Origin of the sequence: Pseudonocardia yunnanensis (assembly GCF_039534065.1) — a bacterium.
Classification (GTDB): domain Bacteria; phylum Actinomycetota; class Actinomycetes; order Mycobacteriales; family Pseudonocardiaceae; genus Pseudonocardia; species Pseudonocardia yunnanensis.
In genome coordinates, this window is record NZ_BAAAUS010000013.1 from 223,764 (window position 1) to 243,809 (window position 20,046).

Sequence of the window (20,046 nt, forward strand, 5' to 3'; positions counted from 1 at the left end):
TAAGAAATGAACTCGACTTGAGGTCAAGATCGGGCTTGGGGACTCGTGCCCACGCGCGAAGGGTGTGGATCGCGGCGTAACGTTGATTACGTGTCCCATGATCTTCCCCGCACCCTCGGTGCTCTCCGGGCGTCCGGCCACGAGCTTCGTGGTGTCAAGGACGAGATCCGCCAGAACCTCCTCCTCGCGCTCCGGGACGGGCGCGACCCGTGGCCCGGCATCGTCGGCTTCGAGTCGACCGTTCTCCCGCAGCTCGAGCGCGCACTGATCGCCGGGCACGACGTCGTGCTGCTGGGCGAGCGCGGCCAGGGCAAGACTCGGCTGCTGCGTTCCATCGTCAACCTGCTCGACGAGTGGACCCCCGTCATCGAGGGCTCCGAGCTCGGCGAGCACCCCTACGACCCCATCACCCCCGCGTCCCGTCGCCGCGCCGCCGAGCTGGGCGACGACCTGCCCGTCGCGTGGCGACACCGCGACGAGCGCTACACCGAGAAGCTCGCCACCCCCGACACGGCCGTCGCCGACCTCATCGGCGACGTCGACCCCGTCAAGGTCGCCGAGGGCCGCTCGCTGGGCGACCCCGAGACCATCCACTACGGCCTCGTTCCCCGCGCTCACCGCGGGATCGTGGCGATCAACGAGCTGCCCGACCTCGCCGAGCGCATCCAGGTGTCGCTGCTCAACGTGATGGAGGAGCGCGACATCCAGGTGCGCGGCTACACGCTGCGGCTGCCACTGGACGTGCTGCTCGTCGCGTCGGCCAACCCCGAGGACTACACCAACCGCGGGCGGATCATCACACCGCTCAAGGACCGCTTCGGGGCCGAGGTCCGTACCCACTACCCGCTGGAGCTCGCCGACGAGATCGCGCTGGTCGGGCAGGAGGCCGAGCTCACGGCCGAGGTACCTCGGCACCTGATCGAGATCGTCGCCCGGTTCACGCGGTCGCTGCGCGAGTCGAGCGCGGTCGACCAGGGCTCGGGTGTGTCGGCGCGGTTCGCCGTCGCCGCCGCCGAGACGGTCGCCGCGGCCGCCCTGCGCCGGGCCGCGATCACCGGCGAGGAGCGCGCCGTGGCGCGTCCCGTCGACCTGGAGTCGGTGCCCGCCGTGCTGCGGGGCAAGCTCGAGTTCGCCTCCGGCGAGGAGGGGCGCGAGTCCGAGCACCTGGAGCACCTGTTGCGCCGGGCCACCGCCGACACCGCTCGGGCCCGCCTGCGCGGCATCGACCTCAACCCGCTCGCCGAGGCCGTCTCCGGCTCGCCCGTACGCACGGGGGAGCGCGTCGCTGCCCACGAGGTGGTGGCTGCTCTACCCGCGGTCGAGGTCCTCACCGAGGTGGCCAAGCGGCTCGACGCAGGCGGCACCGAGAACCCCGGCCCGATGGCGAGTGCCGCCGAACTGGCCCTCGAGCTGCTGTTCCTCACGCGGCGCCTGGCCAAGGACGAGTCCGACGACGGTGACACGGTGAGCTATGGCTAGACGCGACCGCCGCTACGCCTACGGGCCCTACACCGACGGGCCCGACCCGCTCGCCCCGCCGGTCGACCTCCGGGCCGCGATGGACGAGATCGGTCGCGACGTCATGGAGGGGGCCTCGCCGCGTTCAGCTCTCCAGGAGCTGCTGCGCCGCGGCATGCAGAACCGGCGTGGGCTCGACGAGCTCACCCGCGAGGTCTGGCAGCGGCGCAGCCGGCTGCAGCGGGAGAACCGGCTCGACGGCACGCTGCAGGAGGTCCGCGAGCTGCTCCAGCGAGCCCTCGACGCCGAGCGCGACACGCTCGGTCGCCAGGACACCGACGACGCCCGGTTCCGCGAGATGCAGCTCGACGCCCTGCCGTCCGACACCGGCGGTGCCGTGCGTGAGCTCGACTCCTACGACTGGCAGTCCAGCGACGCCCGTGAGGCCTACGAGGAGATCCGCGACCTGCTCGGCCGCGAGATGCTCGACCAGCGCTTTGCGGGCATGAAGCAGGCGATGGAGAACGCCACCCCGCAGGACGTCGAGCGCATCCGGGAGATGCTCGACGACCTCAACAACCTGCTCGCGAACCACGCGGCCGGTCAGGACACCGGCCAGCAGTTCCAGGAGTTCATGCAGAAGCACGGCGAGTTCTTCCCGGAGAACCCGCGCAACACCGAGGAGCTCGTCGACCTGCTCGCGCAGCGGGCGGCGGCGGCCCAGCGGATGCTGAACTCGATGACCCCCGAGCAGCGGGCCGAGCTGATGGAGCTGTCGCAGCAGGCCTTCGGCGACCCGCGGCTCGCGCAGGCGCTGGCCCAGCTCGACGCGCAGCTGCAGGGCATGCGACCGGGCGAGGACTGGGACGGGCAGGGCCGGTTCCGGGGCGACAACCCGCTCGGCATGGGCGAGGCGACCCGCGCGATGGAACAGCTCGGGCAGCTCGATGCGCTGGCCGAGCAGCTCTCGCAGAGCTACCCGGGCGCGCGGATGGAGGACATCGACCTCGACGCCCTCGGCGAGCACCTGGGCGACCAGGCACGGGTCGACGCCCGCGCGCTGGCCGACCTCCAGCGCGAGCTGGAGCGCCAGGGCCTGTTCGAGCGGGCACCGGACGGGTCGCTGCAGCTGTCGCCGAAGGCGCTCCGGCGTCTCGGTGAGGCGGCCCTGCGCGACGTGGTGGACAAGATCGGCGCTCGGCGTGGGGAGCGGGAGACGCGCCGGTCCGGTGCGTCGGCCGAGGCCACCGGGGCCACGCGGCCCTGGGCGTTCGGCGACACCGAGGCGTGGAACGTGCCGAGGACGCTCCTCAACGCGCAACTGCGTCAGGCGGCCGGGGACTCACGGGTGCTCGACGTCACCGACGTGGAGATCGTCGAGACCGAGCAGCGTTCCCGCGCGGCGGTGGCGCTGTGCGTCGACACGTCGTGGTCGATGGTGCAGGACGGGCGGTGGGTGCCGATGAAGCGCACGGCGCTCGCGCTGCACCAGCTGATCTCCACGCGCTTCCGTGGCGACGACCTCAAGCTGATCACCTTCGGCCGGCACGCCCGGTCGGTGGAGCTGGGGGAGCTCGTCGGGCTGGAGGGTGTGTGGGAGCAGGGCACCAACCTGCACCACGCGCTGCTGCTCGCCGGGCAGCACCTGCGCCGCAACCCCGACGCGCAGCCCGTCGTCCTCGTCGTGACCGACGGCGAGCCCACGGCGCACCTCGAACCCGACGGTGAAGCGGTGTTCCACTGGCCACCGAGCCGGGAGACGCTGCGGGCCACCGTGGCCGAGGTCGACCGGCTCACCGGGCTGCAGGCGTCGTTCACGTTCTTCATGCTCGGTGACGACCCGCGGCTGGCGGCGTTCATCGACGACGTGGCCCGCCGCTGCGGCGGGCGGGTGGTCGCACCGACGCTGGACGGTCTGGGTGCCGAGGTGGTGTCGGACTACCTGCGCACCCGTCGCTGACCGAACCCGGAGCTCACCGATCCACCGGTGAGCTCCGGGTTCGGTCACCCGGCGAGTGGCAGGGAGCTGAGCCGGATCCCGGCGCGGTAGACGTCCCGCACGCGCAGATCGGGGTCGAGCACGACGAGATCCGCCCGGCGGCCGGGCTCGATCGCTCCGACCTCGGTCAGCCCGAGCGCCCGCGCCGGCGTCTCCGCCGTCATCGTGACGGCCCGCGAGAGTGCCTCGTCGCGGGGCAACGCCGCGTGCCGCACGATGTTGGCGAACAGCGCCTCGGTGGTGGCCGTGCTACCGGCGATGGTGCCGGTTTCCGCCACCCGCGCCACCCGGTCGGTCACCGCCACCCGCAACGTCCCGAGGTGGTACTCGCCGTCGGGCATCCCCGCGGCCGCCATCGCGTCCGTCACCGCCGCCACCCGGTGTCCGTCCGTGCTCCGCAGGACGTGCTCCCACAGGGCCGGGTGGACGTGCAGTCCGTCCGTCACCAGCTCGACGGTCACCCTGGCGTCCTCGAGGAGGGCGACCGCAGGCCCCGGCTCGCGGTGGTGCACCGGCGCCATCGCGTTGAACAGGTGCGTTCCCACGCGCGCACCCGCGGCGACCGCTGAGCGCGTGAGCGCGTAGCTGGCGTCGGTGTGTCCCAGTGCGGCGATGACGCCGGCGTCGGCGATCCGCCGGACCGCGTTCAGCCCGCCCGCCCGTTCGGGTGCGAGCGTCACCATGCGCACAGCGCCGTCACCGGCGCGCAGGAGCCGGTCCAGCTCCTTCGGGTCGGGGTCGCGTAGCTGCCTCGGATCGTGGGCGCCGCAGCGGGCGGCGGCCAGCCACGGTCCTTCCAGGTGCACGCCGGCGAGCTCGCCGTCCGTGACGAGATCGGCGAGTGCCTCCACCGCGCGCAGCAGTTGCGGAGGTGAAGCCGCGACGAGGCTCGCCATCATCGTGGTGCTCCCGTGCGCCCGGTGGAACCGCACCGCCTGCAAGGCCTGCTCGGGGTCGCCGTCGGGGAAGGCCGCGCCTGCTCCGCCGTGGACGTGCATGTCGACGAAGCCCGGGACCAGCACGGCGTCGCCGAGGTCCACGTCGGCGCGACGGGGTGGGGCGCCCGTGCCAGTGGCGGCGATCCTGCTGCCGGCGAGCTCGACCCATCCCGGTCCGACAGCTGTGGGGGTGACGACCGTGTCGGCGGCCAGGAGCGTCGCCGCGGTACCCGTCCTCGTGGCACGTGCGCTCACAGCGTCTCCGTGATCTTGCTCAGACCGCGGGGAGCATCCGGGTCGCCGCCGCGGGCGACCGCCATGTGCAGGGCGAGCAGCTGGAACGGGATGATCTCCAGCAGCGGGGACAGTGCCTCGGGCACACCGGCCGGCAGCGCGAACCCGGCCGCGGCCTGCGCCACGGCCGCCGGGTGCCCCACACAGCACACGTCGGCTCGGCGCTCGGCCAGGCGGGGCAGCACCTGCTCCATCGCGGCGCCACCGACGCCCTCGGCCATCACGGCGAGCACCGGCACCTGGGGGTCGACGAGCGCGAGCGGCCCGTGCAACAGGTCGGCGCCCGAGAACGCCTGTGCGGAGACGTAGGCCGTCTCCATCAGTTTCAACGCGGCCTCCCTCGCGGTGGCGTAGGAGTAACCACGGGCGGTGGTGATCATCCGCTGGGCGAACCGGTAGCGCTGGGCGATCGCGGCGATCTCGCTGTCGCGGGCCAGCACACCGTCGGCCAGGTCGGGCAGCACAGCGGCGAGCTCACCTCCCTGCCCGGCCTCGCCGACCTGCCGCACCCGGTCCAGCAGCAGGTACAGCGCGAGCAGCTGGGCCGTGTAGGACTTCGTGGCGGCCACCGACCGTTCCGCGCCGGCCAGCACGTCGACGTGGACGTGGGCGATGCGGGCGAGGGCGGAGGTGGCGTCGTTGGTGACCGCGGCCGTCAGCGCGCCCTGCGCACGGGCGACCTCCAGCGACCGGACGAGGTCCGGCGAGCCACCGGACTGGCTGACCCCGATCATCAGCACGTCGCGCAGGTCGGGCCGGGCGCCGTACGCCGTCATCGTCGAGGGGGAGACGAGCCCGGCGGGGAGGCCGAGGCCGATCTCGACGAGGTACTTGGCGTAGAGCGCGGCGTGGTCGCTGGTGCCGCGAGCCACGAACAGCACGGTGCGCGGCGCGCGGCGGCGGATCTCCGCTGCCGCTGCGTCCAGCCCGGCGCCGGGCCCGTCGGCCAGCAACCTGCGCCAGACCGCGGGCTGTTCGGCGATCTCCGCCGCCATGAGGCGGCCGGGACGGTTCGCCGCCACGGCCGTCATGCCCGCGCCTCCCCGGCACCCGCGACGATCCGCGGCTGCTCGGAACCTGTCGCGCCGAGCGTGGCCGCGAGCCGCACGGCACCGGCCACCGGCGCCTCGGTGAGCACCCGGACCTCGGCGTGCGAGAGCCGGTTGCGGACCGCCTCCTGCAACAGCGGCTGGTGCACGAGGACGCCGCCACCGAGCACGACCGGCCCTGGGTTCCCGAGCCGGTCGAGCACCCGCCCGGCCAGCGCGGCGAGCGCGTCGGCGGCCTCGTCGAGGATCGCGACGGCGGCGGCGTCACCGGCACCGGACAGCTCGACGACGGTGCCGGCATGACCTGCCCAGTACCGCCGGTCCTGCGTGGCGTAGACGTGGTCGATGAGCTGTTCGCGCGCCGCGATACCGCAGCGCTCGAGCAGCGCGGTGGTGAGCGCGTCGACCGGCGCCCCGGCGTCCATCCGGTCGAGGGCGTGCCGTACGGCGTCGAGCGCGATGCGGTAGCCGCTGCCCTCGTCGCCGAGGAGGTGGCCCCAGCCCCCGGCGCGGGCCTCGGTGCCGTCGGCGCATGATCCCCAGGCCACCGATCCGGTTCCGGAGATCAGGGCGACCCCTGCGTCGAGCCCTGCGGCGGCGAGGACGAGCCGTGCGTCGTGTACGACCAGCACGCTCGCGCCCGGCACCCGTTCGGCCAGAAGGCGTTCCAGGGCTCCGATCGAGTCGGCCCCGTCGGCGCCGGCCGCTCCCGCGCACACGGCGTCGACGCCCGCCGGATCGAGGCGGGCGAGCAGCGCGTCGAGTTGGCGCCCCGCCTCGGCGACGCCGACAGCCGCGATGTTCGCGCTCCCGGCGACCGCCTCGCCCACCGGCACTCCGTCCACGGAGCGGACGCCGTGGGTCTTGGAGCCACCGATGTCGATGCCGATGACGGTACGCAACTGCACTCCTACCCGGCTAGATGTTTGGTCTAGACGACTTGACTCAGACTGGCAGACGCCGCCCGTGCTGGGCAAGCGTGCATGCTGTGTGCGTGCCCACCTGTCACCACTGCCACACCATCTGCGAGAACGGCACCGCAGCCACCCTGACCTGGGTGCACGAGCGGGAGCCGGACGGGCGGGTGCGCTGGCTCTGCCCGGATTGCGCGAGACGGCACCTGCGCGACATCGAGGCGAGGCTGCCTGCCGGTTGGCAGTGAAGCGGGCGACGACGGTGGCAGGTCGGCCGTCCTGAACGCGTAAGTTGTTCGTCATGCAAACCTGGGCAACCGTCGACGTCCCACGGCTCGCCGGCGGCGGTCCGCCGCTGCGCCTTCACGACACCGCCACCGGCCGCATCCGCCCGACCGCGCCCGGGCCCACCGCCACGATGTACGTCTGCGGGATCACCCCGTACGACGCCACACACCTCGGCCACGCCGCCACCTACCTGGCGTTCGATCTGGTCAACCGGCTGTGGCGGGACCTGGGCCACGACGTGCACTACGTCCAGAACGTCACCGACATCGACGACCCTCTACTCGAGCGCGCCGCCCGCGACCAGGACGACTGGGTCGTGCTCGGCATGCGCGAGACGGCGCTCTTTCGCGAGGACATGGAGGCGCTGCGGGTGCTGCCCCCGCGGCACTACATCGGCGCCGTGGAGGCGATGGGGGAGATCGCCGAGCTCGTCGGCAAGCTGCTGGCCTCGGGAGCGGCGTACCGGATCGACGACCCGGAGTACCCGGACGTCTACTTCGACAGCTCCGTCACCGGTCATTTCGGCTACGAGTCCCACCTCGACGAAGCCACGATGATCGAGCTGTCCCGCGAGCGCGGTGGCGACCCGGACCGCCCGGGCAAGCGGCACCCCGCCGACGCCCTCCTGTGGCGCATGGCGCGTCCGGACGAGCCGTCATGGCCGTCGGACCTCGGGCCGGGACGTCCCGGATGGCACGTCGAGTGCGCCGCGATCGCGCTCAACCGGCTCGGCACCCAGATCGACCTCAACGGCGGCGGGTCCGACCTGATCTTCCCGCACCACGAGTTCGGAGCCGCCCACGCCGAGGCGTTCACCGGTGAGCACCCGTTCGCCCGGCACTACACACACACCGGGATGATCGGCCTCGACGGCGAGAAGATGTCCAAGTCGCGCGGCAACCTGGTCTTCGTCTCGAAGCTCCGGGCGGAAGGCGTCGACCCGGCTGCCATCCGCCTCGCGCTGCTCTCGGGCCACTACCGCGAGGACCGGCCGTGGACCGCCGACCTCCTCGCGCAGGCGCAGGCCCGCCTCGCCCGCTGGCGCCAAGCCGCCGCCCTCGACGCCGGGCCCAGCGCCGAGGACCTCGTGCTCCGGCTGCGCACCCACCTGGCCGACGACCTGGACACCCCCGCGGCTCTGGCCGCCGTCGACGCGTGGGCAGCGGAGGCGCTCGAACGTCGCGGCGGCGACACGAACGCGCCCGCCCTCGTCCGCGACGCCGTCGACGCACTGCTCGGGGTGGCGCTGTAGGGAGCTCGGGCCGCCGGCGGGGCACGACCTCAGTCCGGCGGCTCGACCGTCCCCGCGTCGGGTTGCACGTCCGTGCCGTCCGGCACCTGCGTGTCGCCGGTGTCGATCGGGATCTCCAGGTCCCGCTCCGGTACGCCGGGCGGGCGGGGCGGTTCCGGGTCGGGATGCGGCGATTGCGTCATGTCGTCGGCCTACCCGTTCTGGTTGGGTGGAGCACATGGCGGGCAACGTGTTGGGCAGCGAGCTGCAGACATGCAGCACCGACCCCATGACCGGCTTCACCCGCAACGGCTGCTGCGTGGCCGACGCGGAAGACGATGGCGTGCACACCGTCTGCGCCATGGTCACCGAGGAGTTTCTCCGGTTCAGCGCCGAACGCGGAAACGATCTGTCCACCCCGCGCCCCGAGTACGGCTTCGCCGGACTGCGGCCGGGCGATCGCTGGTGCGTCTGCGCCTCCCGCTGGGCCGAGGCGCTCGCCGCGGGAGTCGCACCGCCCGTGGTGCTGGAGGCCACGCACGTCCGCACCCTCGACTGGGTCGACCTCGACGACCTGCGCCGCCACGCTGCGACCTCGGGCTGACCGAGAAGTGATCACCGTCGATCTGGCGCTGCGGTTGCGTGCCGCCGGGCTCCCGTGGAACCCCGCTTCGGGCGACCGGTTCGTGATCCCCGACCGGGGGATGGATGCCGACGTGTTCGTGGTCAGCGAGCTGACCGTCGACGTCCACGAGGCGCCCACCGGCCGGCTGCTGCGCTTCAACGGCACCACCGAATGGGCGTTGGACAGCGTGGAGCAGGAGGCGGTGGTGTGGCTGCCCTCGGAGGGGCAGCTGCGCCACGCCCTCGGCCCCCGGTTCCTGCGACTGGAGCCGGTTCGCGACGGGTTCGCCGTGGTGATCAGCGGGCGTGACGGGGAGGAACGCCACATCGATGTGGACGCCGAACGCGCCTACGCCCGAGCCCTGCTGACCACGCTCCAACCCTGACACCGCCCCCGGCCCCGCGACATGGACACACGTCGCTGTTCTGCGCGGGTACGTACAGCGTCACGTGTCCATGTCGCGGTCTGACGAGGAGGCGCGCGGCGCAAGGGGAATCTCCTTTATGGGGACAACTGGCTTCCTGGCTCGGGGCGTGTGGACAGGCGTTCGACGTAGCGCGGCGTCCCGCTGATCGTGTCCTCATGATCTTTCGGGGCTCGGAGGCCGTTGCGGCCGGTCATCTCACCCATGCCCAACTACGTGGCCCGCTGGTCACGAACCTGTTCCGGGACGTCTACGCGGATGGCCGTATCGCGGTGACGCACCCGGTCCGCTGCCAGGGCGCCACCCTCGTGCTGCCACCGGACGCCGTCATCACGGGCCGCTCTGCTGCCACGATTCGCGGCTGCGAGCTCGCACGGCCGCACGACCCGGTGGAGGTGGTCGCTCCGCTGCGACGCCGGATCACCTGGCGCGATGGGATTCGGCTGCGGCGCACCGAGCTCGCCCGCGAGGAGTCCGAGCCGTGGCACAGCGGCCGCATCGCCTCTCCGCTGCGGATGGCGCTCGACCTCACGCTTGCCCGGCCGCTCCCGGACGCCGTCGCCGACCTCGACGTCGTCCTCCGGGCCGGGCTGGTCGAGCACACCGACCTGACCGCGCTGGTCACCGGACGGTCGGACCGCGGCATCGTCACCGGCCGCCGGGTCGTCGAGCTGGCCGACGCCAGGGCGGAGTCGCGGCCGGAGTCGAAGGTGCGCGTGTGGCTCGAGCTGGCCGGCCTGCATCCGGTGCCGCAGTACTGGATAGAAGACCGTTCTGGTCGCCTCGCCCGTGTCGATCTCGCCTTTCCCGAGCGGAAGGTCGCGGTCGAGTACGACGGTGAGTGGCGCGACGGGCAGCTCTGGGCGCTCAACCACGATCGCGAACGGCTGAACCGGGTGCACGCCGCCGGATGGGACGTCGTGTTCGTGACGCAACCCCTGCTGGCGAACCCCAGGAAGATGATCTACACGGTAGAGGCGGCACTCCGAGCAGCGTGACCCATGCCGCGACATGGGCACATATCGCTGTTCGTCCGCATGCAGAACAGCGATATGTGTCCATGTCGCGGTCTCGGGGGCCTCGTCAGGGGCGTCGTTCGGGCGGGAGCAGCGCGGGCACTGCCACTGCCAGCAGGGCGGCGGGCAGCAGGAAGCCCGCCAGCGGCTCCGCGTGATAGACGGGTGTGATCACCACCGGGCTGAGGGCCGCTCCGCTGAAGCGCACCGCCTGCACCGTCGACATCGTGCCGCCCGTGTTCTCCGGGGCAAGGCGCAGCACCATGGCGTTGACACCCACGAGCACGAACTGGGTGGCGACCCCGCCCACCGCCCAGATGACGCCGATCAGCCACACCGTCGGTGCGAGACCCACCCCGATCACGACGATGACCCCGAGCGCAGCACCGAGCAGGACACTGCGCCGGGCGCCGATCCGGTCGATCCCGCCGCCGACCAGCCGCGCCGTGAGCAGGCCGGCGACCCCGAGGGAGGTGAGAAGCAGGCCTCTCGCTGCGGCGCCGACGCCGAACTCCTCCTCCAGCCGCAGCGCGACGAGGAAGTTCAGCCCGGACAGGCAGCCCCACCCGACCGCCGCCACCACGCCGGCGCGCAGCACCGAGGGCTGCCATGCCGTGCGGAGACTGGGCCGTTCCCCCAGCTGCGCACCGCCCGCCGGAATGCCGACGACGGCGAGCACGCCGGCCACCGCAGCCACCCCGGCGAATGCGATTCGCCAGTCGGCCTCGGCCGCGAGCCCGCCGACCAGGGGCGCGGAGGTCTGGCCCATCGCCTGCATCGAGCCGAACCAGCCGAGCGCCCGGCCCAGGCGCCCTGCGGGCACGCTGCTGGCCAGCGCGGCGAGCAGCAGGGGAGACGTGAACGCGTTCGCGGCTCCCTGCATCGCGCGAGCCGCGAGGAACAGCGGCAGCGTAGGCGCGAGCAGGCACGCCACCGACGTGATCACGTACGCGATGTAGGCGACGGTGACCGTTCGGCGGCGTCCCCAGCGTTCGCCGAGCGTGCCCGACACGAGCATCACGACAGCGAACGGCGCCGTGTAGGCCGTGATCGACAAGGACGCCGTGGCCGCCGACACGTCGAACGACGCGCCAAGCTCCGGCAGCATCGCGACGGTGATCCCGCCTCCGAAGGGGCCCAGGGCTGCTCCGGCGTAGAGACCAGCTCTGGCGAGGCGAGTGCGGGGGGAAGTGCGGGATAGCGGTGGGTCTATCAGTTGCCCGAGCCCCCGGTGCCGCGGCGGCGCAGGTAGCGCTCGAAGTCGGCGGCGATGGCGTCGCCGTCGGCCTCGGGGAGCACGTCGGCATCGGCCTCGGCCTGCTCCTCGAGCTGACGGACGTACTCACGCACCTCGTCGTCCGCCTCGGCCATTTCCGAGACGGTGCGCTCCCACTCCTCCGCCTGCTCGGGAAGACCCCCGAGGGGGACCTCCACGTCCAGCAGTTCCTCCACGCGGTGCAGCAGCGCGACGGCGGCCTTGGGCACCCGGGCCTGCGACACGTAGTGCGGCACCGCCGCCCAGAACGACACCGCGGGGATGCCCGCCTCGACACAGGCGTTCTGGAAGACACCCACGATCCCCGTGGGCCCCTGGTAGCTCGACGGCTCCACCTGCAGGTCGCCCGCGGAGGACACGTCGTAGGAGATCCCGCTGACCGGCGTGGGCCGGGTGTGCGGGGTGTCGGTCAGCAGGGCGCCGAGGGTGATGACCTTTGTCACACCGAGCTTCTCGACATAGCCCAGCAACTCGGCGCAGAACGTGCGCCAGCGCAGGTTGGGCTCGATTCCGTTGACGAGCACGACGTGCCGGTCGGTGCCGGGAAGTGTGGCCACCGAGAGCCGGGTGGTCTGCCACTCGATCTTGCGCGTGACACCTCCGGCGTGCCGCACATGCGGCCTGGTGACCTGGAAGTCGTAGTACTCCTCCGGATCGATCGAGACCAAAGGTTCGGCGTCCCAGCTCAGCTCCAGGTGCTCCAGCGCCGTGCTGGCCGCCTCCCCGGCGTCGTTCCACCCCTCGAACGCGGCGATCAGCACCGGGTCGACGAGGCGGGGCAGTTCGGTCTCCGCTCCGGTTTCCGGCTCGCGATCGGTCATCCGCCCAGCCTACGGCCGGAGGCCGCAGCGCGATGGACGCCTCCCCCGGCCGCTACCGTGTCCACTGTGCAGCCTGACATCCGCACCCAGTCACCGCCTGCTTTCGACACCACCATGATGGAGACCCTGTCGGAGCGGGTGGTGATCGCCGACGGCGCGATGGGCACCATGCTTCAGGCCGCCGACCTCGCCATCGACGACTTCGACGGCCTCGACGGCTGTAACGAGATTCTGAACGCCACCCGGCCCGACGTCGTGCGCAGCATCCACCGCGCCTATTTCGAGGCGGGCGCCGACGCCGTCGAAACCAACACTTTCGGGGCGAATCTCCCCAACCTGGCCGAGTACGGAATTGCGGAACGGATCCGGGAGCTCGCGCTGAAAGGTGCCGAGCTCGCCCGTGGTGTCGCCGACGAGATGAGCACGCCGGACCGTCCGCGCTACGTGCTGGGTTCGGTCGGACCGGGCACCAAACTGCCCACCCTCGGCCACGAGACCTTCGCACGGCTGCGCGACGCCTACGCCGAGTGCGGGCGCGGGCTGCTCGCCGGCGGTGCCGACGCGCTCGTCGTCGAGACGTGTCAGGACCTCCTGCAGGTCAAGGCCGCAGTCCTCGGCATGAAGCAGGCGATGACCGACGAGGGCCGCCGGGTCCCGCTGATCACGCAGGTCACCGTCGAGACCACCGGCACGATGCTGCTGGGCAGCGAGATCGGGGCGGCGCTCACCGCCCTGGAGCCGCTCGGCATCGACCTGATCGGGCTCAACTGCGCCACCGGCCCCGCCGAGATGAGCGAGCACCTGCGCACGCTGTCCAAGCACGCGCGCATCCCGCTGTCGGTGATGCCCAACGCCGGCCTGCCGCGGCTGGGCCCGAAGGGCGCCGAGTACCCGCTGTCCGCCGACGAGCTCGCCGAGGCGCTGTCCACGTTCGTGCGCGACTACGGCCTTCGCCTGGTGGGCGGCTGCTGCGGCACCACTCCCGAGCACGTGCGTGCCGTCTCGGAGGCGGTTCGTGACCTCGCCCCCGCGCCGCGGTCCCCTCGGCCGGAGCCCGGGCTGAGCTCGCTGTACGCCACCGTGCCCTTCCGCCAGGACACCTCGGTGCTGATGATCGGCGAGCGCACCAACGCCAACGGGTCGAAGAAGTTCCGCGACGCGATGCTCGCGGAGGACTGGGAGTCCTGCGTCGCGATCGCGCGGGAGCAGACCCGCGACGGCGCGCACCTCATCGACCTGTGCGTCGACTACGTCGGGCGCGACGGTGTGGCCGACATGGCCGAGCTCGCCGGGCGCCTCGCCACCGCGTCCACACTGCCGGTGATGCTCGACTCCACCGAGCCCGAGGTGCTGCGGGCCGGGCTGGAGCGGCTCGGCGGGCGCTCGATCATCAACTCCGTCAACTACGAGGACGGCGACGGTCCCGGGTCGCGGTTCCAGCGCGCGATGGAGCTGGTCCGCGCGCACGGGGCCGCGGTGGTGGCGCTGTGCATCGACGAGGAGGGCCAGGCCCGCACCGCCGAGTGGAAGGTGCGGGTGGCCGACCGGCTCATCCGCGACCTCACGACCAACCACGGCATGCACGTCGAGGACATCGTCGTCGACACCCTGACGTTCCCGATCACCACCGGTCAGGAGGAGGTCCGCCGCGACGCGCTGGAGACCATCGAGGCGATCCGCGAGCTGAAGCGCCGCTACCCGGACGTGCAGACCACGCTGGGTGTCTCGAACGTGTCGTTCGGCCTCAACGCCGCCGCGCGGCAGGTGCTGAACTCGGTGTTCCTGCACGAGTGCGTGAACGCCGGGCTGGACACCGCCATCGTGTCGGCCGCGAAGATCCTGCCGATGGCCAAGATCGACGACGAGCAGCGGTCGGTGGCACTCGACCTCGTCTACGACCGGCGGCGGGAGGGCTACGACCCGCTCAACCGCTTCATGGAGCTGTTCGAGGGCGTCACGGCCTCGTCGGCGAAGGCGGGCCGGGCCGAGGAATTGGCGGGGTTGCCGCTGTTCGAGCGACTGGAGCGGCGGATCGTCGACGGCGAGCGGCTGGGACTGGAGGCCGATCTCGACGAGGCGCTGGAGTCCCGCCCAGCCCTGGAGATCATCAACGACACGCTGCTGGCGGGCATGAAGACCGTCGGCGAGCTCTTCGGTTCCGGTCAGATGCAGCTGCCGTTCGTGCTGGCCAGCGCCGAGGTGATGAAGACGGCGGTGGCACACCTCGAGCCGCACATGGAGAAGACCGACAGCGACGGCAAGGGCACGATCGTGCTCGCCACCGTGAAGGGCGACGTCCACGACATCGGCAAGAACCTCGTGGACATCATCCTCACCAACAACGGCTACAACGTGGTCAACCTGGGGATCAAGCAGCCGATCTCCACGATCCTGTCGGCCGCCGCGGAGCACCGGGCCGACGCGGTCGGGATGTCCGGGCTGCTCGTGAAGTCCACCGTGATCATGAAGGAGAACCTCCAGGAGATGAACTCCCGGGGGGTCGCCACGAAGCTCCCGGTGCTGCTCGGCGGGGCCGCGCTCACCCGCTCCTACGTCGAGAACGACCTCTCGGAGGTCTACGACGGCCGGGTCGCCTACGCGCGCGACGCGTTCGAGGGCCTGCGGCTCATGGACGCCACGATGGCCCGCGCCCGCGGTGACGCACCCGAGGTCGACGCCGAGGAGGAGGCCCGCAAGGCCGAGCGCCGCGCCCGCCACGAGCGGTCGCAGCGGGTCGCGGCCAAGCGGAAGGCGGCCGAGGCCGAGGTGGCAGGCCCGCTGCCGGAGCGCTCTGACGTCACCGTGGACAACCCGCTGCCCACCCCGCCGTTCTGGGGCACCCGCGTGGTCAAGGGCGTGTCCCTGGCCGACTACTCCGGGATGGTCGACGAGCGAGCCCTGTTCCTGGGCCAGTGGGGTCTGCGCGGGGCGAAGGGTGGTTCCGGCCCGAGCTACGAGGAACTGGTGGAGACCGAGGGCCGCCCGCGGCTGCGGTACTGGCTGGAGCGGTTGTCCACCGAGGGTGTGCTCGCGCACGCCGCCGTCGTCTACGGGTACTTCCCGGCGGTGTCGGAGAAGGACGCGCTGCTCGTGCTGGAGGAGCCGCGTGCCGACGCGGCGGAGCGGTTCCGGCTGGAGTTCCCCCGCCAGCGCCGCGACCGGCACCTGTGCCTGGCCGACTTCTGGCGGCCGCGCACGCTCGCCGTCGAACGCGGCGAGGTGGACGTGCTGCCGCTGCACCTGGTCACGATGGGCTCGCCGATCGCCGACTACGCCAACGAGCTGTTCGCGAAGGACGCCTACCGCGACTACCTGGAGGTCCACGGCCTGGGCGTCCAGCTCACCGAGGCGCTCGCCGAGTACTGGCACCGGCGCATCCGCGAGGAGCTGCGATTCCCGACCGGTGACGCCGTGGCGAAGGAGGACCCCGCCGACGTCGAGGAGTTCTTCAAGCTCGGCTACCGCGGGGCGCGTTACTCGCTCGGCTACGGCGCCTGCCCCAACCTCGAGGACCGCACCAAGATCGTCGAGCTGCTACAGCCCGGGCGGATCGGCGTGGAACTCTCGGAGGAGCTGCAGCTGCATCCGGAACAGTCCACCGACGCCATGGTCGCGCATCACCCGGAGGCGAAGTACTTCAATGCGGGCTGAGGATCGCTCGTCGGATCCGAACACCGATGCCGAGCTTCCCGCGGCCGTTCTGTGGGACATGGACGGCACCCTGGTCGACTCGGAGAAGGTCTGGAGCATCTCTCTCGCGGAGACGGCTCGCTGGCTCGGCGGAGAGCTGAGTCCGCAAGCCCGGGAGGCCATGATCGGGTCGAACATGGCCCGCACGCTGGTGCTCATGTTCGACGACCTGGGGCTCGACCACGATCCGGTCCGGATGGCGGACGCCGAGAAGTGGATGACGGCGCGAACGGGCGAGCTGTTCGCGGCCGGCCTGGAGTGGCGGCCGGGCGCGCTCGACGCGTTGCGCATGGTCCGCGCAGCAGGCTGGCCCACGGCGCTGGTCACCAACACCGAACGGGCGCTCACGGAGATGGCGCTGGAGACCATCGGGCGCGAGCACTTTCTCGTCACGGTGTGTGGCGACGAGGTGCCGCGCGGCAAGCCCGACCCGGATCCGTACCTGCGGGCGGCGGAGCTGCTCGGGGTCGCCCCCGACGAGTGCCTCGCGGTGGAGGACTCTCCGACCGGGACGCTCGCGGCCGAGCGGGCGGGCGCGGCCGTGCTCGTTGTGCCCTGTGAGGTGGCCGTTCCGCCAGGTCCGGCACGTGTTCAGCGTCGCTCCCTCGCCGGGCTCACAGCGGACGACGTGCGCGACGCCTACGCTCGGGTGCGCACCGACCGCGTGGCCTAGCGCTGGAAGTGAGCCGTGGGGTGCAGTCGGCAATGGCGCCGTTGGACAGTGGCACTGCCGCCGTTCGCCGAATAAATCGCGCCCCCCATAATGCGCACAGCGACCGTTCGGCGAACCACCCGGCGCACCACATGCACCGGGCGCAGCACGCTCGGTGCGGTTGTTTCGCGTCGACCCTGTCGACGTATGACGATGATGTTGTGAGGAGAGAGCGAACGTGAAGACCTTCGACGAGCTGTTCGTCGAGCTGACCGAGAAGGCCGCCACCCGCGCGGAGGGCTCGGGCACGGTCGCGGCTCTCGACGCGGGGGTACACGCGCAAGGAAAGAAGCTGCTCGAGGAGGCCGGCGAGGTGTGGCTGGCCGCCGAGCACGAGGCCGACGACGCGCTGGCCGAGGAGATCTCCCAGCTGCTCTACCGCATCCAGGTCCTCATGCTCGGGCGCAAGATCTCGCTCGAAGACGTTTACAAGTTCCTGTAAGACACAGCAAGGCACTAGGAGAACTCTGATGCTCCGCGTCGCACTCCCCAACAAGGGAACGCTGGCCGAGCCTGCCGCCACGATGATGCGTGAGGCGGGGTACCGGCAGCGGTCGGACTCGCGCGACCTCAGCATGCTCGACGAGGAGAACGGGATCGAGTTCTTCTACCTGCGGCCCAAGGACATCGCCACCTACGTCGGTTCCGGCGACCTGCACCTGGGCATCACGGGTGCCGACCTCATGGACGAGTCGGGCAGCCAGGTGAAGCGGGTCATCGAGCTCGGCTTCGGTGCGTCGAAGTTCCGCTTCGCGGCCCCCGAACGCACGGATGACGGCCGGGAATGGAAGCTCGAGGACCTCGAGGGCAAGAAGATCGCCACGTCCTACCCCCGGCTGGTCCGCGCCCACCTCGCTCGCAACCGCGTCCGCGCCGACATCATCAAGCTCGACGGTGCCGTGGAGATCTCCGTCCAGCTCGGGTTGGCCGATGCGATCGCTGATGTCGTCTCCTCCGGGCGCACGCTGCGCCAGCACGGCCTCAAGCCGTTCGGTGCGGCGATAGCAGCGTCGCAGGCCACGCTGATCGAGCGCGAGCCGCGACCCGACCGCGAGGAGACCGTCGAGGTCAAGTCGGCCAAGCAGGTGTTCACGGCACGTGTCCAAGGAGTCGTCTACGCGCGGCAGTACCTGATGCTCGACTACGACTGCCCGGAGGACGTGCTCGAGGAAGCCAAGCGCATTACGCCCGGCATGCAGGCGCCCACCGTGTCGCCGCTGATGCAGAAGGGCTGGTTCGCGGTGCGCTCCATGGTGAGCCGGACGTGTGCCAACAAGGTGATGGACGACCTTGCCGCGCTCGGCGTGCGCGCCATCCTGACCTCGGAGATCCGCTCCTGCCGGGCGGTGGACGGCACCGGCATCGGGATCTGAGCGCTTCTAGCGAGGCCTCAGCACCACACTTTGCGCGGAGCGCCCGGTGTGCCCGCGCTCGTCGAAGAGCACGCCGGACACGGTGCCCATGCCGGTCGGGCCGAGCACGGTCTCGGCGGCCACGGCCATCCATTCCCCGACCGGCGGCCGGTGCAGGTGCATCGTGAGTTCGGTGTTGACGAAGAGCCAGCTCGTCAGGTCCAGCGGGGAGGCCGCGCCGTTGGCGGTGTCGGCGAGTACTGCCAGCCGCTGCAGCGGGCTGGGTGCCTCGCCCTCGACGAGGGGCACGCGCAGCCGTCCCCAGGTGGTGCCCGGGCCGGGTTCGCCGAACCAGCCGCGCAGCCAGCGCCACTCCACACAGTTCATGAAGCCCGGCAGCCAGCCCGGCGGTAGCTCCTGGCGGGGTGTCCCCTGTTCCGGCGGCGGTAGCGGGTGGGCCTCTCCGACGGCCACGGCGCTCGTGTCGCCGAGGGCCAGGCGCCACGCACGGGCCCTGAGCACCGTGCGGCCGCCCGCGTGCATCTCGGCGGCGAGCAGCTCGACCGTGCGTCCCGGCCGTTCGATGTCAGCGCAGACCCGGACCTCTCCGGCGGGTACGGGACCGAGGACCTCCACGGTGATCCGGGACAACTGCATGTCAGCCGTGCTCGGGCAGCGTTCCAGAGCCCGCACCAGCAACGCCGAGGGCGGCCCGACGTGTTGTGCGTCGGCGAACCACGGCCCGGTGGTGGACGGGGTGGCGTGGAAGCGCTCGCCGTCGGCGCCGTCCAGCGGCAGGTAGAACGGCTCGAGCTCGGGCACGTCGGCTGGCACCCCCCGATGATGCCCCGGGCCAGACGCAGGCCAGGCCGGCGGGTTCAGCCGGCCCGCTCCAGGGCGCTCTCCTCGGCGTTGACGTCGGCAGGATCGGCCGGCCAGCCCGGGTACTGCGGCGGGGTGCCGTCCCAGGCCGGGCAGAGCGCCTTGTGGCTGCACCACTCGCAGAGCCTGCTGGGGTTGGGACGGAAATCCCCGGACTCCCCGGCCGTGCGGATGGCCTGCCAGATGGCGTCGAGCGTGCGCTCGAAGCGGCGCAGCTCCGCCTCCTCTGGCTCGTAGGTGAGCGACTCGGTGTCGGCGAGGTACATCAGCCGCAGCTGGGTGGGCACCACTCCGCGCAGGTGGAGCAGCGCGAGGGCGTAGAACTTCATCTGGAACAGCGCCCGCGCCTCGGCCACCGGCCGCGGCGCCGCGCCGGTCTTGTAGTCGACGACCCGAATCTGCCCGGTGTGCGCGACGTCCAGCCGGTCGATGTAGCCGCGCAGCAGCAGGCCGGACTCCAGTTCGGTCTCGACCAGCAGCTCCCGCGCCTCGGGCTCCAACCGGCGAGGGTCCTCGAGCTGGAAGTACGCCTCCAGGAGCGGCCCGGCGGACTCCAGCCACGGCGTCAGCTCCGGATCCTCGGGGCCGTCGAACAGTTGCCCCACCAACTCCGGCTCCTGTGCACACAGCTGCTCCCACGCCGTCGCCACGAGCTCGCGGGCGGCGTCGAGGGACCGTTGCGCAGCGGGCAGGTCGTAGAGCCGCTCCAGCACGGCGTGGACGACCGTGCCGCGGACCTGGGCCCTGGTGGGCCGCTCGGGCAGCCGGTCGATCGCGCGGAACCGGTAGAGCAGCGGGCACTGCTTGAAATCGCCCGCCCGCGACGGCGACAGCGCCGGCCGGCGCCGCGGACGGCCCGTGGTGGAGTCGGTGGTGGCCTGGGTCTCGGACCGCGCGGTGCCGGCGTCGGTGGATGCTCCGGCGACTTCGCCGTCGAGGATCGGCCCGTGCGTGATCGCCGTGGGGCCCGGGGTGGCGGGTTCGGCGGTGGCCGTGCCGAGCCCGTGGCCTGCGCCGTGTGTGTCCGTCACGCTCCGCAGGGTAGGCGACACCACCGACACTTCCGGGCGGCGCCGG

General features: G+C 71.9%; 19 protein-coding genes. 11 read left to right on the forward strand and 8 right to left on the reverse strand.

What is annotated here, in order from left to right; genetic code table 11:
* Positions 1-90 precede the first annotated feature (90 nt).
* Together ABD743_RS14845 and ABD743_RS14850 are read left to right on the forward strand one after the other, a co-directional pair.
* The gene (locus ABD743_RS14845; protein ID WP_344722627.1) at positions 91-1,479 is read left to right on the forward strand and encodes an ATP-binding protein; all 1,389 of its coding nucleotides are present in this window, start codon (positions 91-93) and stop codon (positions 1,477-1,479) included.
* Complete coding sequence (locus ABD743_RS14850) at positions 1,472-3,418, forward strand: vWA domain-containing protein (protein WP_344722628.1); 1,947 nt, start codon at positions 1,472-1,474, stop codon at positions 3,416-3,418. The genes ABD743_RS14845 and ABD743_RS14850 overlap by 8 nt, the downstream gene beginning before the upstream one ends.
* 44 nt (positions 3,419-3,462) lie before the next feature.
* Here ABD743_RS14850 and nagA read toward each other — a convergent pair whose 3' ends face one another.
* Genes nagA through ABD743_RS14865 form a run of 3 tightly spaced genes read right to left on the reverse strand, consistent with a single transcriptional unit; the run spans position 3,463 to position 6,646 of the window.
* Positions 3,463-4,650: an N-acetylglucosamine-6-phosphate deacetylase gene (gene nagA, locus ABD743_RS14855; RefSeq protein WP_344722629.1), complete on the reverse strand. Its 1,188-nt coding sequence runs from the start codon at positions 4,648-4,650 to the stop codon at positions 3,463-3,465.
* Positions 4,647-5,720: an SIS domain-containing protein gene (locus tag ABD743_RS14860; protein ID WP_344722630.1), complete on the reverse strand. Its 1,074-nt coding sequence runs from the start codon at positions 5,718-5,720 to the stop codon at positions 4,647-4,649. Before ABD743_RS14860 ends, nagA begins: the two co-directional genes overlap by 4 nt.
* Positions 5,717-6,646 (reverse strand): N-acetylglucosamine kinase, encoded by a 930-nt coding sequence (locus tag ABD743_RS14865; protein ID WP_344722631.1) that lies wholly within the window; start codon positions 6,644-6,646, stop codon positions 5,717-5,719. Before ABD743_RS14865 ends, ABD743_RS14860 begins: the two co-directional genes overlap by 4 nt.
* 86 nt (positions 6,647-6,732) lie before the next feature.
* On the opposite strand from ABD743_RS14865, the gene ABD743_RS14870 reads away from it, so the two are divergent.
* A complete protein-coding gene (locus ABD743_RS14870; RefSeq protein ID WP_344722810.1) occupies positions 6,733-6,900 on the forward strand; it encodes a hypothetical protein in 168 nt (55 codons plus the stop codon).
* A gap of 53 nt (positions 6,901-6,953) precedes the next feature.
* Positions 6,954-8,192, forward strand: a complete 1,239-nt coding sequence (gene mshC / locus ABD743_RS14875; protein ID WP_344722632.1) for a cysteine--1-D-myo-inosityl 2-amino-2-deoxy-alpha-D-glucopyranoside ligase — start codon at positions 6,954-6,956, stop codon at positions 8,190-8,192.
* 29 nt (positions 8,193-8,221) lie between these two features.
* Here the strand turns inward: mshC and ABD743_RS14880 are convergent, their stop codons facing one another.
* Complete coding sequence (locus tag ABD743_RS14880; RefSeq protein ID WP_344722633.1) at positions 8,222-8,374, reverse strand: hypothetical protein; 153 nt, start codon at positions 8,372-8,374, stop codon at positions 8,222-8,224.
* Positions 8,375-8,409: 35 nt separating this feature from the next.
* Between ABD743_RS14880 and ABD743_RS14885 the strand changes: the two genes are divergently transcribed.
* The 3 genes from ABD743_RS14885 to ABD743_RS14895 all read left to right on the forward strand — a co-directional run bounded on the left by ABD743_RS14885 (position 8,410) and on the right by ABD743_RS14895 (position 10,218).
* The gene (locus tag ABD743_RS14885) at positions 8,410-8,775 is read left to right on the forward strand and encodes a DUF2237 family protein (protein ID WP_344722634.1); all 366 of its coding nucleotides are present in this window, start codon (positions 8,410-8,412) and stop codon (positions 8,773-8,775) included.
* A 7-nt stretch (positions 8,776-8,782) separates the two neighbouring features.
* Positions 8,783-9,181, forward strand: coding sequence for a hypothetical protein (locus ABD743_RS14890; protein WP_344722635.1), 399 nt, complete (start codon positions 8,783-8,785; stop codon positions 9,179-9,181).
* A 197-nt stretch (positions 9,182-9,378) separates the two neighbouring features.
* A complete protein-coding gene (locus tag ABD743_RS14895; RefSeq protein ID WP_344722636.1) occupies positions 9,379-10,218 on the forward strand; it encodes a hypothetical protein in 840 nt (279 codons plus the stop codon).
* A gap of 85 nt (positions 10,219-10,303) precedes the next feature.
* On the opposite strand, the gene ABD743_RS14900 is transcribed toward ABD743_RS14895, so the two are convergent.
* On the reverse strand, positions 10,304-11,452 hold the full coding sequence (locus ABD743_RS14900) for an MFS transporter (protein ID WP_344722804.1): 1,149 nt from the start codon (positions 11,450-11,452) through the stop codon (positions 10,304-10,306).
* On the reverse strand, positions 11,449-12,333 hold the full coding sequence (locus tag ABD743_RS14905) for a PAC2 family protein (protein WP_344722637.1): 885 nt from the start codon (positions 12,331-12,333) through the stop codon (positions 11,449-11,451). The genes ABD743_RS14900 and ABD743_RS14905 overlap by 4 nt, the downstream gene beginning before the upstream one ends.
* Positions 12,334-12,447: 114 nt before the next feature.
* Between ABD743_RS14905 and metH the strand changes: the two genes are divergently transcribed.
* The 4 genes from metH (at position 12,448) to hisG (ending at position 18,108) form a co-directional block, all read left to right on the forward strand.
* A complete protein-coding gene (metH, locus tag ABD743_RS14910) occupies positions 12,448-15,984 on the forward strand; it encodes a methionine synthase (RefSeq protein WP_344722805.1) in 3,537 nt (1,178 codons plus the stop codon).
* The gene (locus ABD743_RS14915) at positions 15,974-16,696 is read left to right on the forward strand and encodes an HAD family hydrolase (RefSeq protein WP_344722638.1); all 723 of its coding nucleotides are present in this window, start codon (positions 15,974-15,976) and stop codon (positions 16,694-16,696) included. Before metH ends, ABD743_RS14915 begins: the two co-directional genes overlap by 11 nt.
* Positions 16,697-16,913: 217 nt before the next feature.
* Entirely contained in the window at positions 16,914-17,177 is a 264-nt protein-coding gene (locus tag ABD743_RS14920) for a phosphoribosyl-ATP diphosphatase (RefSeq protein WP_344722639.1), read from the forward strand.
* A gap of 28 nt (positions 17,178-17,205) precedes the next feature.
* Positions 17,206-18,108, forward strand: a complete 903-nt coding sequence (gene hisG / locus ABD743_RS14925) for an ATP phosphoribosyltransferase (RefSeq protein WP_344722640.1) — start codon at positions 17,206-17,208, stop codon at positions 18,106-18,108.
* Between the two features lie 6 nt (positions 18,109-18,114).
* Here the strand turns inward: hisG and ABD743_RS14930 are convergent, their stop codons facing one another.
* Entirely contained in the window at positions 18,115-18,921 is an 807-nt protein-coding gene (locus tag ABD743_RS14930) for a thioesterase family protein (RefSeq protein WP_344722641.1), read from the reverse strand.
* 44 nt (positions 18,922-18,965) lie between these two features.
* Positions 18,966-19,925, reverse strand: a complete 960-nt coding sequence (locus tag ABD743_RS14935; protein ID WP_379659198.1) for a RecB family exonuclease — start codon at positions 19,923-19,925, stop codon at positions 18,966-18,968.
* Between the last annotated feature and the right edge of the window lie 121 nt (positions 19,926-20,046).

Bases quoted from the DNA above. Each gene is read 5' to 3' on its own strand.
- ABD743_RS14850 (WP_344722628.1), top strand. From the start codon at position 1,472: ATGGCTAGACGCGACCGCCGCTACGCCTACGGGCCCTACACCGACGGG.
- ABD743_RS14860 (WP_344722630.1), bottom strand. From the start codon at position 5,720: ATGACGGCCGTGGCGGCGAACCGTCCCGGCCGCCTCATGGCGGCGGAG.
- mshC (WP_344722632.1), top strand. From the start codon at position 6,954: ATGCAAACCTGGGCAACCGTCGACGTCCCACGGCTCGCCGGCGGCGGT.
- ABD743_RS14880 (WP_344722633.1), bottom strand. From the start codon at position 8,374: ATGACGCAATCGCCGCATCCCGACCCGGAACCGCCCCGCCCGCCCGGC.
- ABD743_RS14885 (WP_344722634.1), top strand. From the start codon at position 8,410: ATGGCGGGCAACGTGTTGGGCAGCGAGCTGCAGACATGCAGCACCGAC.
- ABD743_RS14895 (WP_344722636.1), top strand. From the start codon at position 9,379: ATGATCTTTCGGGGCTCGGAGGCCGTTGCGGCCGGTCATCTCACCCAT.
- ABD743_RS14905 (WP_344722637.1), bottom strand. From the start codon at position 12,333: ATGACCGATCGCGAGCCGGAAACCGGAGCGGAGACCGAACTGCCCCGC.
- metH (WP_344722805.1), top strand. From the start codon at position 12,448: ATGATGGAGACCCTGTCGGAGCGGGTGGTGATCGCCGACGGCGCGATG.
- ABD743_RS14915 (WP_344722638.1), top strand. From the start codon at position 15,974: ATGCGGGCTGAGGATCGCTCGTCGGATCCGAACACCGATGCCGAGCTT.
- hisG (WP_344722640.1), top strand. From the start codon at position 17,206: ATGCTCCGCGTCGCACTCCCCAACAAGGGAACGCTGGCCGAGCCTGCC.